The organism is Cryobacterium sp. MDB2-A-1, from assembly GCF_004402675.1.
In the GTDB taxonomy this organism is placed as follows: Bacteria; Actinomycetota; Actinomycetes; order Actinomycetales; family Microbacteriaceae; genus Cryobacterium; species Cryobacterium glucosi.
This window is the reverse complement of the sequence record NZ_SOFK01000010.1, coordinates 36,839-52,718: the sequence shown is the minus strand read 5'-3', so window position 1 is coordinate 52,718 and position 15,880 is coordinate 36,839. Positions and strand designations below refer to the sequence as shown.

The following is a 15,880-nucleotide window of genomic DNA, read 5'->3' as shown; positions in this document are numbered from 1 at the left end:
CCCAGGCTCCCCCGTTCCTCTCCTTGTCACCACTCACGCCGGACTCCCCGACGGAAGGGCAGCAGTAATCATGTCGACAGTCACCGAAGCATCCACCTCTCCACGGGGCGAGGGCCGAGCGCCCGCTGGAGAACATCCGCGGAAACGCGCATCGAGCGCGATCAACCTTGCCCAGCTCGTCGCTGCACTCCCGATGGCGGCGCGCAAGCTCGACCCCCGGCTGATGTGGCGGAACCCCGTCATGTTCATCGTCGAGGTCGGTGCCGCGCTCACCACGCTGCTCGCGATCGTCGAACCCTTCCTCGGCGGACCGGCCCGTTCGGGCGGCGGCGACGTACCGGCGAGTTTCACCGTCGGCATCGCATTCTGGCTCTGGCTCACCGTGATCTTCGCGAACCTCGCGGAAGCCGTCGCCGAGGGCCGCGGCAAGGCGCAGGCCGACAGCCTCCGCCAGACCCGAACGAGCACGATCGCCAACCTCGTGGCCGGCTACGACGAGGCAGCGGATGCCGCGGCCGAACGGGCCACCGTCTCCGCCGTCTCCTCCGCCGACCTGACACTGGGCGATACCGTGATCGTGACCGCCGGGGAGCTCGTCCCCGGAGACGGCGACATCGTCTGGGGCATCGCGTCGATCGACGAGTCCGCGATCACCGGTGAATCCGCACCCGTCGTTCGTGAGTCCGGCGGCGACCGGAGCGCCGTCACCGGCGGCACCCGGGTGCTCTCCGACCGGATCGTCGTCCGCATCACGAGCAAGCCGGGCGAGACCTTCGTCGACCGCATGATCGCCCTTGTCGAGGGCGCCTCCCGGCAGAAGACCCCGAACGAGCTCGCGCTCAACATCCTGCTCGCGAGCCTGTCGATCGTGTTCCTCGTCGTCACCCTCACCCTCAACCCCATCGCGGGATACTCCGCCGCCGCCGTGAGCCTGCCCGTCCTCGTCGCCCTGCTCGTCTGCCTGATCCCGACCACGATCGGCGCCCTGCTCTCCGCGATCGGCATCGCAGGAATGGACCGGCTCGTGCAGCGCAACGTGCTGGCCATGTCGGGACGCGCAGTCGAGGCGGCAGGCGACGTCACGATCCTGCTCCTCGACAAGACCGGCACGATCACCTACGGCAACCGGCAGGCACGGGAGTTCACCCCGCTCGCCGGGGTCGACAGAGGCGAACTCATCAACGCAGCAGCACTGTCCTCCCTGAGCGACCCGACCCCAGAGGGCAAATCGATCGTCGACCTCGCCATCGAAACCGGGTTCGGGAATCCGGGAATCCTCGACGCCGTCGTGGTGCCCTTCACGGCGCAGACCCGGATGAGCGGGATCGACCTGCCCGACGGCTCCTTCGTGCGCAAGGGCGCCGGCTCCGCCGTGCTCGCCTGGGTGAGCGAAACCACGAACGTCGAGTCGACGATCCTCGACGACCTGAACGCGACCGTCGAACGGATCTCAGAACTGGGCGGCACCCCCCTCGTCGTGGCCGAGGGCAGCGCTGCGGGCAACACGGCGGACAACTCGGCGGACCTTGGACCCGGGGCGCGGCGGATCCTGGGAGTGGTGTACCTCAAGGACATCGTCAAGGAGGGAATCGCCGAACGATTCGCCGAACTGCGCAGCATGGGCATCCGCACGATCATGGTGACCGGCGACAACCCGCTGACCGCCAAGACGATCGCAGCGGAAGCCGGCGTCGACGACTTCCTCGCCGAGGCCACCCCAGAGGACAAGCTCGCCCTCATCCGGCGTGAGCAGGAGGGCGGCAATCTCGTCGCCATGACGGGCGACGGAACGAACGACGCACCGGCACTCGCCCAGGCCGACGTCGGGGTCGCGATGAACACCGGCACCAGCGCCGCGAAGGAGGCCGGCAATATGGTCGACCTCGACTCTGACCCGACGAAGCTCATCGATATCGTCCGAATCGGCAAACAGCTTCTGATCACCCGCGGCGCCCTCACCACCTTCTCGATCGCCAACGACATCGCCAAGTACTTCGCGATCATCCCGGCCATGTTCGCAGGAGTCTTCCCCGGCCTCGCCGTGCTGAACGTGATGCAGCTGCACTCGCCAGCCTCGGCGATCCTGTCCGCCATCATCTTCAACGCGATCATCATCGTTGTACTGATCCCGCTCGCGCTTCGCGGAGTCACCTACCGTCCGGCCGCCGCCGCGAGCGTGCTCAGCCGCAACCTGCTGATCTACGGCCTGGGTGGTGTGATCGCACCGTTCCTCGGGATCAAGCTCGTCGACCTCTTCGTCGCATTGCTCCCCGGTTTCTGACCCGCCGGACCTCTCCCCAACCTCACTTCCACGGAAACGGACAACGTCACCATGAGTTCCCCTCGCAGCTCGGCCCGCCAGTACGGCGTCGCCCTTCGCGCCATGCTCGTCTTCACCGTCATCCTCGGTGTCGCCTATCCCCTCGCGATCATGGCCTTCGGGCAGGTCGCCCTGCCGAACCAGGCCAACGGTTCCCTCATCCAGGGGGGTTCTGGAGCGGTCGGCTCCTCGCTGATCGGCCAGTCATTCACGGATGCCCAGGGAGCGGCCCTTCCGGAGTGGTTCCAGTCCCGGCCATCCGCAGCGGGCGACGGCTACGATGCGGCGGCCTCCGGCGGCAGTAACCTCGGTCCGGAGAACGCGGACCTGATCGCCGCGATCGCCGACCGGACGTCCGCAATCGAGGGATCCGACGGCGTGACCGCCGCCCAGATCCCCGCTGACGCGCTCACGGCATCCGCGTCGGGTCTTGATCCCCAGATCAGCGCGGAGTACGCCCGGATCCAGGTGAACAGGGTCTCGGCGGCCCGCGGCCTTCCGGTCGCGACGGTCAGCGCCCTGGTCGAGTCTAGGATTCAGGGACGGGACCTTGGTTTCCTCGGCGAACCCACCGTCAACGTGCTCCAACTGAACCTCGCCCTCGCGGCGCTGCCCGGCCAGGGCTGAAAGGCGTGACATGAAACGCGGTCGACTGCGGGTGCTGCTCGGTGCCGCACCGGGCGTCGGCAAGACCTACGCCATGCTCGAAGAGGGCAGGCGGCTGCACGCAGAGGGCAAGGACGTCGTCGTCGCGGTCGTGGAAACCCACGACCGCCCTGCGACGGCCGCGATGCTCGAAGGACTCGAGGTCGTGCCGCGCCTCGTCAGGCGGCACCGCGGGATCGAACTCACCGACCTCGACCTGGATGCTGTCCTCGATCGCGCACCCGCGATCGCACTCGTCGACGAGCTCGCCCACACCAACGCCCCCGGACTCGCCCACGACAAACGGTGGCAGGACGTCCAGTCCATCCTCGACGCGGGCATCGACGTCATCTCGACGGTCAACATCCAGCACATCGAGTCGCTCAACGACGTCGTGCAGCAGATCACGGGTGTCCCCCAGCGCGAAACCCTCCCGGACAGCGTGCTGCGTGCCGCGGATCAGGTCGAGGTGATCGATCTCGCCCCGCAGTCCCTGCGCGACCGGCTCGCCGAGGGCCACGTCTATCCCGCCGCCAGGATCGACGCCGCCCTGTCGAATTACTTCCGACTCGGCAATCTCACCGCCCTGCGCGAGCTCGCTTTACTCTGGCTCGCCGACGAGGTCGACACGGCACTCAAGAACTACCGGGCCGAACACGGCATCGACAGCAAGTGGGAAGCCCGCGAACGTGTCGTCGTCGCGCTCACCGGCGGGCCGGAGGGCGAGACGCTGCTGCGCCGCGGGGCACGGATCGCCGGGCGCGCAGCCGGGGGCGAGCTCCTCGCCGTGCACGTGATCAGCCAGGACGGACTCCGCTCCGCACACCCCGGCGCGCTCGCGGCCCAGCGGGCCCTCGTTGAGAAACTCGGCGGCAGTTACCACCAGCTCGTCGGCGACGACGTCCCGACCGCCCTCGTCGAATTCGCCAGGGCCTCGAATGCGACCCAGCTCGTGATCGGTGTGAGCAGGCGTACCCGGCTCAAGGCGGCCTTCAGCGGGCCGGGAATCGGCACGACGGTCGTCAGGGAGTCCGGAGACATCGACGTGCACGTCGTCACGCACTCCGCCGCGGGCGAGCGGATGCGCCTCCCCCGGATCGGCGGTGCACTGAGCCTCCGCAGACGGCTGGCCGGCCTCGGCCTCGCCGTCGTCGGCGGTCCGCTGCTCACCGCGCTCCTCGTGGCGACCCACAGCGAGGAATCGATCACGAGCGAGGTGCTCAGCTATCAACTCCTCGTCATCGTCGTCGCCCTCGTCGGCGGACTCTGGCCTGCCCTGTTCGCCGCGCTGCTCTCCGGGCTCACCCTCGACTACTTCTTCGTGAACCCGCTCTACACCGTCACGATCGCCGAACCCGCACACGCCCTCGCGCTCGTCCTGTACCTGGCCAACGCGGGCGTCGTCAGCTACGTCGTCGACCTCGCCGCCCGACGAAGCCGCAGCGCCCAGCGCGCCGCGGGTGAGTCAGAACTCCTCGCCACCGTTGCCGGCAGCGTGCTCCGCGGCGAGGACGCCGTTCCCGCGCTCGTCGCCAGGACCCGCGAGGCCTTCAACCTCACCGGGGTGCGCCTGTTCGCGGGCGGGACGTTGTTGTACTCCGACGGCTCGCCCGCCCAGGCCGGCCCGGACACCCCCCTCGCAACGGTCCCCGTCGGCACCCGGGGCACCCTCGAGCTCTCCGGACGCGACCTCGCAGCGTCCGAGCGACGACTGCTCGGCGTGATCGCGACCCAGCTCGACGCCGCGCTCGAACACAGCGACCTCGCAGAGACGGCCAGTGCGATCGGACCGCTCGCCGAGGCCGACCGGATGCGCAGCGCCCTTCTCGCCGCCGTCGGTCACGACCTGCGGCGGCCGCTCTCCGCTGCGACAGCCGCTATCAGCGGGTTGCGCTCGGCCGAACTCACGCTGTCGCCCGCCGACAGGGAGGAGCTCTTCGAGACGGCCGAAGAGAGTCTCGAGTCGCTGGCCGGCCTCGTCACGAACCTCCTCGACGTCAGCCGGGTGCAGGCCGGTGCCCTCGCGGTCTCCCTGGGCCCCGTCGACGCTGCGGACGTCGTGCTCCCCGCACTCGATGAGCTCGGCGTCGGGCCGGACACGGTTGAACTCGAGCTCCCTCCCGGGCTGCCGCCGATGCTCGCCGATGCCGGACTCCTGCAGCGGGTCGTCGTGAACGTGCTGGCCAACGGCATCCGCTTCTCGCCGACGGGCGGGCGCGTGCTCGTCTCGGCGAGCGAATTCGGCGGCGTCGTCGAACTGCGGATCATGGACCGCGGGCCCGGCATTCCCGCCGACCGGCGCGATGAGGTCTTCCTTCCGTTCCAGCGCCTCGGCGACACCGACAACCTGACCGGCCTCGGCCTCGGCCTCGCACTCGCGAAGGGATTCACCGAGGGCATGGGCGGTCGGCTCGAGGCGGAGGACACCCCGGGCGGCGGGCTGACGATGGTCATCGCCCTGCCCGCATTCGACCCCGCAGCGCCGGCGGGCCAGACAGCCGGCACGGCCGCAGCCACGGGCACGGGCACTGGCACTGGCACTGGCACTGATGAGGAGACCTGAGTGAAGATCCTGATCGCAGACGACGACCCGCAGATCCTGCGTGCGCTGCGGGTCACCCTCGGCGCGCGCGGGTACGACGTCGTGACCGCCAGGGACGGCGCTGAGGCCCTCGCCGCTGCAGCGCATGAGCATCCCGACCTCGTGATGCTCGACCTCGGAATGCCGCACCTCGACGGGATCGAGGTCATCGCCGGCCTGCGCGGCTGGACCCAGGTGCCGATCCTCGTCGTCTCAGGGCGCAGCGGCGCCGCCGACAAGGTCGACGCTCTCGATGCGGGAGCGGACGACTACGTCACGAAGCCGTTCTCCATCGACGAACTGCTCGCCAGGATCCGCGCGCTCACCCGGAGGCTCGGCCCGGTCGACTCCGGTGCCGAACCGGTGATCATGCTCGGCACGATCGCCGTCGACCTCTCGGCACGGAGCGTCGTGCGCACGGGCACGGGTTCCGGGGGCGCTCCCGGAAAACCCGAGGCCATCCGGCTCACCCCCACCGAGTGGCGCATCCTCGAGTTCCTGCTGCGCAACCCGGGGAAGCTCGTCTCCCGGCAGTCGCTGCTGACGGACATCTGGGGTCCGCACCACACGACGGACTCCGGCTACCTGCGCCTCTACCTCGCCCAGCTGCGCAAGAAGCTCGAACCCGACCCGGCGCATCCGCGCTATCTGCTCACGGAGGCCGGAATGGGCTACCGCTTCACCCCCGATCCGTAGCACCTGCCGGTCTGCTGCCGGCCCTGCCTGCTGCCCGGCCCCTGCCTGATCCCCGCACCCGGCCCACCCGGACCGGGAGGGCCGGGTGGGCGGCGAGGGTCAGTCTGTCGTGTCGTCGAGGGAGTCGCTCGCGGCGTGGCCACCCGTCAGCGGGATGCGCACGAGTTTGCCGACCGGGGTCGGCGCTCCGTTCGCGTCCGGACTGATCGCATCCGTCGTGAGGTAGAGCGCACCGTGGCGCAACTCGATCGCGGCCGGCTGCGACACCGCCACGAGCGCACTCGGCGTGTCCGAACCGGAATCGAGCACCGACACCTGGCCGGTGCCGTCCGGACCCCCGAACAGCTCGGCGACGTAGATCGTGCCGTCGTCCTGCGAGACCGCGAGGCCCGTCGCACCGACGAACCCGGTCGCGACGAGTTCGACGTCACCGGAGTCCGGATCGACCCGGTACACCGAGCCGCGCGCGCCGAGGCTCGCGTCCTCCGGCCCGCCTGGGAGCGACGTGACGTAGAGCCAACCGTCCGGGCCGAGCTCGACATCCGTCGGAACCGGTTCGAAGCGGTAGTCGTGCCCGGCTGCACAGGCGGGGAAACCGATATCCGCGATCATCGCCGCATCGATCGTGATCGGGTCGCTCGGCGGAAGAACCGCGGTGGTGGACACCGTGCCGTCCCAGTCGACGTGCAGGATCGCGTTCCCGCCGGCATCCGCGACGTACACCCCGTTCCAGAGGGCGAGCGACGCGTACGGGTGCGTGTCGACGACCCCCGTGTACGCCGCCGGAATGAACGGCGGCTGGGCCGGATCGAACTGGGCGGCACACGCCGGGTCGAGGTCGACGAACCCGTAGCTGTTGTCCTGGTCCGGGTTCGCCGAATTCTCGTAGGCCCAGATGTCGGCGAGCTGTGCGTCGGTGCCGTCCGGCGCGATGGACCTGAGCGTGGCCGCGCTGTGGTCCTGCGCCACCCGGGCGTAGTAGACGGTGCCCTTCCGCGCGGTGACCGCGGAGATCTCGTCGCCCGGGGCGCTCGCGATGGTCGCTGTCGTTCCGTCGCGGGCCACCCTCGTGAGTTCGCCGGCGAAGTTCTGGCTGACGTAGACGGTGTTGTGCCGGCCGACCTCGAGGCTGAGCGGGCCGAGCAGGCCCTCCGCGAGCGTCACCGGCGCGCCTGTTCCTTCCCCGTCGCCGTCGCCGTGTCCGGATCCCTGTCCGGCCGATGCCGGGGTGGCGCCGAAGAACGCCACCGCGAGGGAGGCGCACGCCACCCCCGCGAGGAGCCGCCTGCGTAGTCCTGTTCCGTGCCGTGCTGTTCCGTGCCGTGCCGTTCCGTGCAGTCCTGTTCCGTGCAGTGTCCTGGTCATGATCTCTGTTCTCTTCACGATCGGCTCTCGCCACGACCGCTGGGACAGAAGCACCGGAAGACAAGCGCTGCGCAGGTACGCCGAGAGCAGATGACGGTTGCATGTTGTCAAGCACCGCGGAGAGAACGTGTGATGCACAGCGTCTCCCGGGGGCCGGCACACACACGGGTGCCGACGCTGGCAGATTAATCCGAAGCCTGTGCATTGTCTAGGTCTTTGCCATGAACCGAAAGGAAATGCCCGATCGGCGGGTCATTGACTTCGCTGGGGCCCGGGGCCACTATGTGTGGCATCCAGTGCCCCCCATTCCGCAGGGCATGCCTCAATGGGGAGGGTCCGTGCAAATTCCGGCACCATTCGAATACGCCCGCGCCGACACGGTCGACGACGCCATCGCACTGCTGTCCCGGCACGGCCCCGAGGCCCGCATCATCGCGGGAGGTCACAGCCTCTTGCCGATGATGAAGCTCCGGCTGGCCAGGCCGGAATGGCTCATCGACATCAACGACCTGTTCGAACTCGACTTCGTGCTGCGGGACGGAGACCGGTTGCGGATCGGCGCCCTCACTCGGCACACGACCCTCCTCGAGTCCGCTGAGATCGCCGCGCTCTTCCCGATCGTCGGCGACGCCGAGCGAGTGATCGCAGACCCGATCGTCCGCAATCGCGGCACGATCGGAGGTTCGCTCTGCCAGGCCGATCCTGCGGAGGACCTCGCGACCGTCTGCGATGTGCTCGGTGCCGAGGCGATCGTTCGCGGTCCCCTCGGCGAGCGGATGCTGACCATGACCGAGTTCCATCGCGGAGCCTACGAGACGGCGGTCGCCGCGGATGAGTTGCTCTGCGAGGTGCGCATCCCGATCCGGCCGCGCTCAGGAAGCGCGTACGAAAAGGTCGAGCGCAGGGTCGGAGACTGGGCCGTCGCCGCGGCAGGAGCCGCGCTCTCGTTCGCGGAGGACGGCACGATCGCGGAGGCATCCGTCGGCCTGACCGCCGTGGGGCTCGACGGCACCGTCGGCGCGGTCACGGAGCTGCTCCGCGGTGAACGCCCCGGCGAGCAGCTCTTCATCGAGGCCGGCCGCCTCGCAGCACTCGCGGCTGACCCGGTCGCCGACCAGCGCGGACCGGTCGACTACAAGCGGCACCTCGCCGACGAGCTCACCCGCCGCGTCCTGCGCCGCGCGACAGATCGTGTCGCGGAGTTCGCCGGCGCGACCGGGCACCCCACCACACCGCAGGAAGGCTGAATCCATGCAGATCACCATGACGGTGAACGGGACCGACGTGACCAACGAGGTCGAACCGCGCGTCCTGCTCGTGCACTACATCCGCGACGTGTTGAGGCTCACCGGAACCCACTGGGGCTGCGACACCTCCAACTGCGGTACCTGCGTCGTGCTCATGGACGGGCAGCCGGTGAAGTCGTGCACCGTGCTCGCGGCGATGGCCGATGGTCATGCGATCACGACGGTCGAAGGCCTCGCCACCGGTGGCACCCTCGACCCCGTGCAACAGGGCTTCATGGAGGAACACGGGCTGCAGTGCGGGTTCTGCACCCCCGGCATGATGCTCACCGCCCGCGCTCTCCTCGACGTGAACCCGCACCCAGACGACACCGAGATCCGCCGGGCGATCTCGGGGCAGATCTGCCGCTGCACCGGCTATGCGACGATCGTCCGATCGGTGCACTGGGCAGCAGACCACCCGGCGGGCATGACCGAAGCGGATGCCGCAGGTGGCGACCCCGCAGCGCTCGACGACTCGGCGGGCACGACCACGGAACCGGGCGCCGCCGCCGCGGAAGCGGCCAGGGCGATCCCGGCCTCGCAGACGGAACCGGAAGAGGTGACCGCATGACCATCCTGCAGGAACACGCACCCAACCCGGCGGCGGACGACGAGGGCCGCCCGATCGGCTACGGCCGGCTGCAACGCAAGGAAGACCCCCGTTTCGTGCGCGGCCGCGGCCACTACGTCGACGACATCACGCTGCCCGGAATGCTCCACGGCGCGATCCTGCGCTCACCGGTCGCGCACGCCCGGCTCGTCTCGATCGACACGACCGCAGCCCTCGCCCACCCGGGCGTCGTCGCCGTCATCACGGGGGCCGACCTGCTCGGCCTCGGCCTCGCGTGGGCGCCGACCCTCTCCGCCGACGTGCAGGCGGTGCTCGTGACCGACAAGGTGCGCTTCCAGGGCCAGGAGGTCGCCTTCGTCGTCGCGGAGGACCGCTACGCCGCCCGGGACGCACTCGAACTCATCGAGGTCGACTACGACGTGCTCCCGCCTGTCGTCGACGCCAGGAAAGCGCTCGACGCAGACGCACCGGTCGTGCGCGACGAGATGGAAGGGCGCACCGACAACCACATCTTCGACTGGGAGGCAGGCAACAAGGCCGAGACGGATGCCGTCTTCGCCGCAGCAGACGTCGTCGTCAGCCAGGAGATCGTCTACCCGCGATCGCACCCGGCTCCCATGGAGACCTGCGGCGCCGTCGCAGACTTCGACGCGGTGACCGGCAAGCTCACACTCTACGAGACGAGCCAGGCCCCGCACGCCCACCGGACCCTGTTCGCCATGGTCGCGGGCATCCCGGAGCACAAGATCCGGATCGTCTCCCCCGACATCGGCGGCGGCTTCGGCAACAAGGTCGGAATCTACCCGGGCTACATCCTCGCCGTCGTCGGCTCGATCGTGACCGGCAAACCGGTGAAATGGATGGAGGACCGCTCGGAGAACCTGATGTCGACCTCCTTTGCCCGCGACTACATCATGCAGGGCGAGATCGCCGCGACGAAAGACGGCAGGATCCTCGCCGTGCGCACCAACGTCCTCGCAGACCACGGTGCCTTCAACGCCACGGCGCAGCCCACGAAATACCCCGCCGGCTTCTTCCACATCTTCACCGGAAGCTACGACCTCCAGGCCGCGCACTGCTCGGTAACCGGCGTCTACACGAACAAGGCGCCCGGCGGTGTCGCATATGCGTGCTCCTTCCGGGTCACAGAGGCCGTCTACCTCGTGGAGCGGCTCGTCGACATCCTCGCCGCGAAGCTCGAGATGGACCCGGCGGAACTGCGCCTGAAGAACCTGATCAAGCCGGAGCAGTTCCCCTATCCGAACAAGACCGGCTGGGAGTACGACTCCGGCGACTACGAGCGTGCACTGCGGCTCTCGATGAAGATGGCCGGGTACGACGACCTGCGCCGGGAGCAGCAAGCCAAACGCGACCGCGGCGAACTGATGGGCATCGGTATCTCGTTCTTCACCGAAACGGTCGGTGCCGGCCCGCGCAAGCACATGGACATCGTCGGCCTCGGCATGAACGACGGCGCGGAACTGCGCGTGCACCCGACCGGCAAGGCGGTGGTACGCATCTCGGTGCAGAGCCAGGGCCAGGGCCACGAGACGACCTTCGCCCAGATCGTCGCCGAGGAGATCGGCATCCCGCCGGAGGACATCGACGTCGTGCACGGCGACACCGACCAGACGCCGTTCGGCCTCGGCACCTACGGCAGCCGGTCGACCCCGGTCAGTGGCGCCGCCGTGGCCCTCGTCGCCCGCAAGGTGCGCGAGAAGGCCCGGTTCATCGCCGCCGCCATGCTCGAGACCCGCCCGGAAGACCTCGAATGGGAGAAGGGCCGCTGGTTCGTCAAGGGCGACCCGAGTGTCGGCAAGACCATCGCCGAGATCGCGATGGGCGCATACGGCACCGTAGCCCTGCCGGAGGGGATCGACGGCAACCTCGACGCCGAAGTGACCTACGACCCGCCGAACCTGACCTTCCCCTTCGGCGCCTACATCTGCGTCGTCGACGTCGACCCCGGCACCGGGCACGTCACGGTGCGCCGGTTCGTCGCCGTCGACGACTGCGGTACCCGGATCAACCCGATGATCATCGAGGGGCAGGTGCACGGGGGCCTGACCGACGGCGTCGGCATGGCGCTCATGCAGTTCATCGAATTCGACGAGTCGGGCAACAACCTCGGCGGCTCCTTCATGGACTACCTCATCCCGACGGCGATGGAGGTGCCGGACTGGGAGACCGGGTACACCGTGACCCCCTCGCCGCACCACCCGATCGGAGCGAAGGGCATCGGAGAGTCCGCGACGGTCGGTTCACCCCCCGCGATCGTCAACGCGGTCGTCGACGCCCTCGCCCCGTTCGGGATCACGCACATGGACATGCCGTGCACGCCGGCACGGGTGTGGGCGGCCATCCAGGGTCGTCCCCGCCCGCCGATCTGATTGCCGTGCCGATGCCACCGATTCCGGACGCCCTCGCCCGCAGGGCGCACGAACTCACCGAACGCCGCGAGCCGTTCGTCCGCGCCACCGTCGTACGCGCCCAGCGTCCGACGAGCGCGCACGCCGGCGACACCGCCGTTGTGGATGCCGCCGGACGGATCGACGGGTTCGTCGGCGGTGCCTGCGTCGAGGCATCCGTTCGGTACTACGGGCTCAGGCAACTCGCCGCACGCGAGCCCGTCCTGCTCCGGGTCGTGCCAGGGGACCCGTCCGGCGTGGCGGAGGACGGCGCTGTCGAGGTGCGGAACCCGTGCCTCAGCGGGGGCGCTGTCGAGATCTTCCTCGAGCCGTGGCATCCGGCACCGCGGGTCATCGTCGTCGGCGCGACACCGGTCGCGCGGGCCCTCGCCACGATCGGGGTCGACCTCGGCTTCGACGTCGAGCTCACCGAGACGATCGGCGCCCCCGGCACGGCCACGTCACCGCGCCGGGACGACGCCGCACTCATCGTCGCGTCCCACGGCCGGGAAGAGGAACCCGCCCTCGAGGCAGCCCTCCGCGTGGGGGTGCCCTATGTCGCGCTCGTCGCGAGCCCCACCCGGGGCGCCGCAGTGCTCGCCTCCCTCAACGTCGACGCCGAGCAACGCGCCAGGGTGTTCAACCCTGCGGGACTCGACCTCGGCGGCCGGACCCCCGGCGAGATCGCGGTGTCGGTCTTCGCGCAACTCGTCGCCGAACGTTTCAGGCTCCGGTCGGCGGGGCTCGCCGGGGCTGCCGGGGCCCTGCCGCTCGCGGTGTCCCCCGGGGAGGCCGACGCGATGTTGGAGCCTCCGAGCGCCATCGATCCGGTCTGCGGGATGACGGTTGCCGCCCTGCCCACGAGCCTGCACTACGAGCACGCGGGGACAACACACTACTTCTGCTCCCCCGGCTGTCGCGCGGCCTTCGTCGCAGATCCAGAGCGCTTCGCCCTCACGAAGACCCACGTCCACACCTCGACCGTGGAGCACTGACCATGGCACCGAGCGTTGAGGGAATCCCCTCGAGCCCGGCCAGGGGCGGGGCGACGTCCGCTGTCCGGGCACTGGTCCCTGACGTGCCTGCACTGCAGGCTGCGCTCGCCGCGGAGGACTACCTCGCAGACGAAGGCCTCGCTACGGCCCTCTTCCTCGCGGTACGCCTGCCGCAGCCGATCCTGCTCGAGGGCGAACCGGGTGTCGGCAAGACCGAGGCGGCCAAGGCGCTCGCGAGGGCTCTCGACACGCCCCTGTTCCGGCTCCAGTGTTACGAGGGCATCGACGCGGGCGAGGCCCTCTACGAGTGGAACTACCCGCGCCAGCTCCTCGCGATCCGGCTTGCGGAGGCCAGCGGATCAGGGATCGACGAGGATGCGCTCTTCGGGCCGGAGTACCTGCTGCGACGCCCCCTCCTGCAGGCCATCGAACACCCCGGTCCCCGGCCCGCCGTGCTGCTGCTCGACGAGATCGATCGTGCGGACGCCGAGTTCGAAGCCTTCACCCTCGAACTCCTCGCCGAGGCCGCCGTGACGATCCCCGAGCTCGGCACGATCAGGGCCGCGGTGCCGCCGATCGTGATCCTGACTTCGAACCGCACCCGCGACCTGCACGACGCCCTCACCCGGCGGTGTCTGTACCACTGGATCGACTACCCGAGCCCGGAACGGATCGCCGAGATCGTGCGCCGCCGGGTGCCCGGCAGTACCGAACGCCTCGCCCTCGACGCCGCGACCGCGATCACCCGGTTGCGCTCCCTCGACCTCGTCAAACCACCCGGCATCGCCGAGGCCATCGACTGGGCGGCTGCGCTCGCCGTTCTCGGCGCCGACCGTCTTGATCCGCAGTACGTCGCCCAGACCTGGGGGTCCCTGATCAAGAACAGGGACGACCTCGATCTCGCGCTCGCGCGCGGGGCCGACTGGATGGCCGGGAGCTGACATGGCAGAGATGACCGAGCGCGCACCGGCGGATGCCGCCCCGCGGGTTGAACCGGCCGCATTCGCCGCGGGGTTCGTCACCGCGCTCCGCCGCGCGGGCCTGCCCGTTTCGGTCGACGGGGCTGCCCGGCTCGCTGACGCGGTCCAGGTGGTGCCGCCGACCCGTCGCTCGGCACTCTATTGGACGTGCCGCATCGTGCTCCTCTCGTCGAGAGACCAGCTGCCGGTGTTCGACGCGGTCTTCTCTGCCGTCTTCGACGGCCTGCTCGACCCGGCGGACCAGCGCGGTGACCCGAACGCGCCGCCGGCCATCGGCTCGGAGGCCAGGACCCGCCCGGCGCCACACGACGACCTCGCCGCAAGGCGGCAGGAACCGCGCGAAGGACCAGAGACCCGGGCTCCGACGCCTGCTCCCGCAGCAGGGCCCTCAGATCCGGGCGCCGTCGAACGCGAGACGATCCTGATGCTCGCCTCGCTCGAACGCCGCCTGCACGACACCTCGTTTTCGCTCCTGAGCGCTGAGGAGACAGAGCAGGTTCGGAACCTCGTGCGCCGGATCTCGCTCTCGACCCCGCTTCGGCGCAGCAGGCGGGTTCGGCCGACCCGAGCGGAGGGTGCCCGGCTCGACCTGAGGCGCACCGTCCGGGCCGCACACCGCACCGGCGAGGAGCCGATCCTTCTGGTCTCCTCCCGCCGCAGGGAACAACCGCGCAGGCTCGTCCTGCTCTGCGATGTGTCGGCGTCGATGGAACCGTACACCCGGGTGTTCCTCACCCTGCTCCAGGGCGCCGTTGCGGGCGCGCACGCGGAGGCCTTCGTCTTCTCGACCGGGCTGACCCGGCTGACCCGCCAACTCGCCGTCCGGGATGCGGACGCCGCGCTCGCGAGCGCCGCGGCGAGTTCCTCGGACTGGGCCGGCGGCACCCGGCTCGGCGACAGCATCCGCCGGTTCATCGACGACCACGGTCGGCGCGGACTGGCCAGGGGCGCTGTGATCGTGGTGCTCTCCGACGGTTGGGCCCTCGACGACCCCGCTTTCGTTGCCGACCAGATGGCCCGTCTGCGCCGCCTCGCGTACCGGATCGTCTGGGTCAACCCGCGTACGGTCGCTCCCGGATTCCAGCCGCTCGTCGGAGGGATGAACGCCGCCCTGCCCTACATCGACGCCATCGTGAGCGGCCACAGTTACGCGGCGCTCGGCGAACTCGCCGACCTTATCCGCGCAGAACGGCTCGACCCCCGCACTCGTCCCGGCACCGCATCCAGCGCCGATCCCCGTACCCGACCCCACCCGACGACCAGAGGACATGACCATGCAGCTTGACAGCACCTTTTCCGTCACCGCGCCGATCGAGGAGGTCTGGGCGACCCTGATGGACTTCGAACGTGTCGCCGGTTGCGTACCGGGAGCGCAGATCCTGAACCGTCTCTCCGACGACGCCTATCAGGTCGGCATGAAGGTGAAGCTCGGACCGGTGGCAATGCAGTACAAAGGAATGATGAACGTGATCGAGCGGGATGCAGACGCCCACCGGGCGGTCTTCGAGGGGCGCGCCCAGGAGGCGCGCGGCCAGGGCACCGCGCAGGGCACGGCGACGCTCGTGCTCACCGAGGCGGACGGGACGACCCACGGCACCGTGAACGCCGACGTCGATCTCTCCGGGAAGGTCGCCGTGATGGGCAAGAGCATCATCGGCAGTGTCACCGACCAGATGATGGCGCTTTTCGCCGAGAACCTCCAGGCGATGCTGAGCGAGGTCCCCGCGACGGCGGACACCGTGCCTGCGAACACGGTGCCCGTGAACGCCGAGCCGGGCGCGACGGCACCGATCGGCATCGTGAACCCGGCGGATGTTCCCGCCCGGCCGGTTCCCAGGACTCCGCCGCCTCCGGCCGCCGGATCGAGCCTCGACGCCTTCAGCTTCGCCAGGGCGATGATCATGGAGCGCCTCAGCAACCCGGCCACGCTCCTCGGCCTGCTCGCCGTCGTCGGCTTCGTCGGCTACCGGCTCGGCCGGCACGGTGCAGCCCGCTCGGCCGCAGGCATCCGCCAGGGGCGCCGACCGTGAGAC

The 15,880-nt window shown here is 69.7% G+C and carries 12 protein-coding genes; 11 read left to right on the top strand and 1 reads right to left on the bottom strand.

Annotation, left to right across the window (positions count from 1 at the left end; all coding sequences use genetic code 11):
- Positions 1–70 precede the first annotated feature (70 nt).
- From kdpB to E3O39_RS01545, 4 genes are read left to right on the top strand one after another with little or no spacing between them, the layout of a single operon-like run.
- A complete protein-coding gene (gene kdpB / locus E3O39_RS01560) occupies positions 71–2,281 on the top strand; it encodes a potassium-transporting ATPase subunit KdpB (protein WP_134446466.1) in 2,211 nt (736 codons plus the stop codon).
- A gap of 51 nt (positions 2,282–2,332) precedes the next feature.
- Positions 2,333–2,947 carry a potassium-transporting ATPase subunit KdpC gene (gene kdpC, locus E3O39_RS01555; protein WP_134446465.1) on the top strand — a complete coding sequence of 205 codons (615 nt, stop codon included), beginning with the start codon at positions 2,333–2,335 and terminating at the stop codon, positions 2,945–2,947.
- Between the two features lie 10 nt (positions 2,948–2,957).
- Positions 2,958–5,528, top strand: coding sequence for a DUF4118 domain-containing protein (locus tag E3O39_RS01550; protein WP_134446464.1), 2,571 nt, complete (start codon positions 2,958–2,960; stop codon positions 5,526–5,528).
- On the top strand, positions 5,529–6,242 hold the full coding sequence (locus E3O39_RS01545) for a response regulator (protein ID WP_134446463.1): 714 nt from the start codon (positions 5,529–5,531) through the stop codon (positions 6,240–6,242).
- A gap of 99 nt (positions 6,243–6,341) precedes the next feature.
- On the opposite strand, the gene E3O39_RS01540 is transcribed toward E3O39_RS01545, so the two are convergent.
- Positions 6,342–7,607, bottom strand: coding sequence for a ScyD/ScyE family protein (locus tag E3O39_RS01540; protein ID WP_134446462.1), 1,266 nt, complete (start codon positions 7,605–7,607; stop codon positions 6,342–6,344).
- Between the two features lie 338 nt (positions 7,608–7,945).
- Between E3O39_RS01540 and E3O39_RS01535 the strand changes: the two genes are divergently transcribed.
- The 7 genes from E3O39_RS01535 to E3O39_RS01505 are packed head-to-tail and all read left to right on the top strand — an operon-like array spanning position 7,946 to position 15,877.
- Positions 7,946–8,854 carry a xanthine dehydrogenase family protein subunit M gene (locus E3O39_RS01535; RefSeq protein ID WP_134446461.1) on the top strand — a complete coding sequence of 303 codons (909 nt, stop codon included), beginning with the start codon at positions 7,946–7,948 and terminating at the stop codon, positions 8,852–8,854.
- Between the two features lie 4 nt (positions 8,855–8,858).
- Complete coding sequence (locus E3O39_RS01530; RefSeq protein WP_134446460.1) at positions 8,859–9,464, top strand: (2Fe-2S)-binding protein; 606 nt, start codon at positions 8,859–8,861, stop codon at positions 9,462–9,464.
- Positions 9,461–11,854, top strand: coding sequence for an aerobic carbon-monoxide dehydrogenase large subunit (locus E3O39_RS01525; RefSeq protein WP_134446459.1), 2,394 nt, complete (start codon positions 9,461–9,463; stop codon positions 11,852–11,854). Before E3O39_RS01530 ends, E3O39_RS01525 begins: the two co-directional genes overlap by 4 nt.
- An 11-nt stretch (positions 11,855–11,865) precedes the next feature.
- Complete coding sequence (locus E3O39_RS01520) at positions 11,866–12,867, top strand: XdhC family protein (RefSeq protein ID WP_134446458.1); 1,002 nt, start codon at positions 11,866–11,868, stop codon at positions 12,865–12,867.
- A 2-nt stretch (positions 12,868–12,869) separates the two neighbouring features.
- The gene (locus tag E3O39_RS01515) at positions 12,870–13,808 is read left to right on the top strand and encodes a MoxR family ATPase (protein ID WP_134446457.1); all 939 of its coding nucleotides are present in this window, start codon (positions 12,870–12,872) and stop codon (positions 13,806–13,808) included.
- A 1-nt stretch (position 13,809) separates the two neighbouring features.
- Complete coding sequence (locus E3O39_RS01510; protein ID WP_241984943.1) at positions 13,810–15,132, top strand: VWA domain-containing protein; 1,323 nt, start codon at positions 13,810–13,812, stop codon at positions 15,130–15,132.
- Complete coding sequence (locus E3O39_RS01505) at positions 15,122–15,877, top strand: SRPBCC family protein (RefSeq protein ID WP_134446456.1); 756 nt, start codon at positions 15,122–15,124, stop codon at positions 15,875–15,877. The genes E3O39_RS01510 and E3O39_RS01505 overlap by 11 nt, the downstream gene beginning before the upstream one ends.
- The last annotated feature ends 3 nt before the right edge of the window (positions 15,878–15,880 follow it).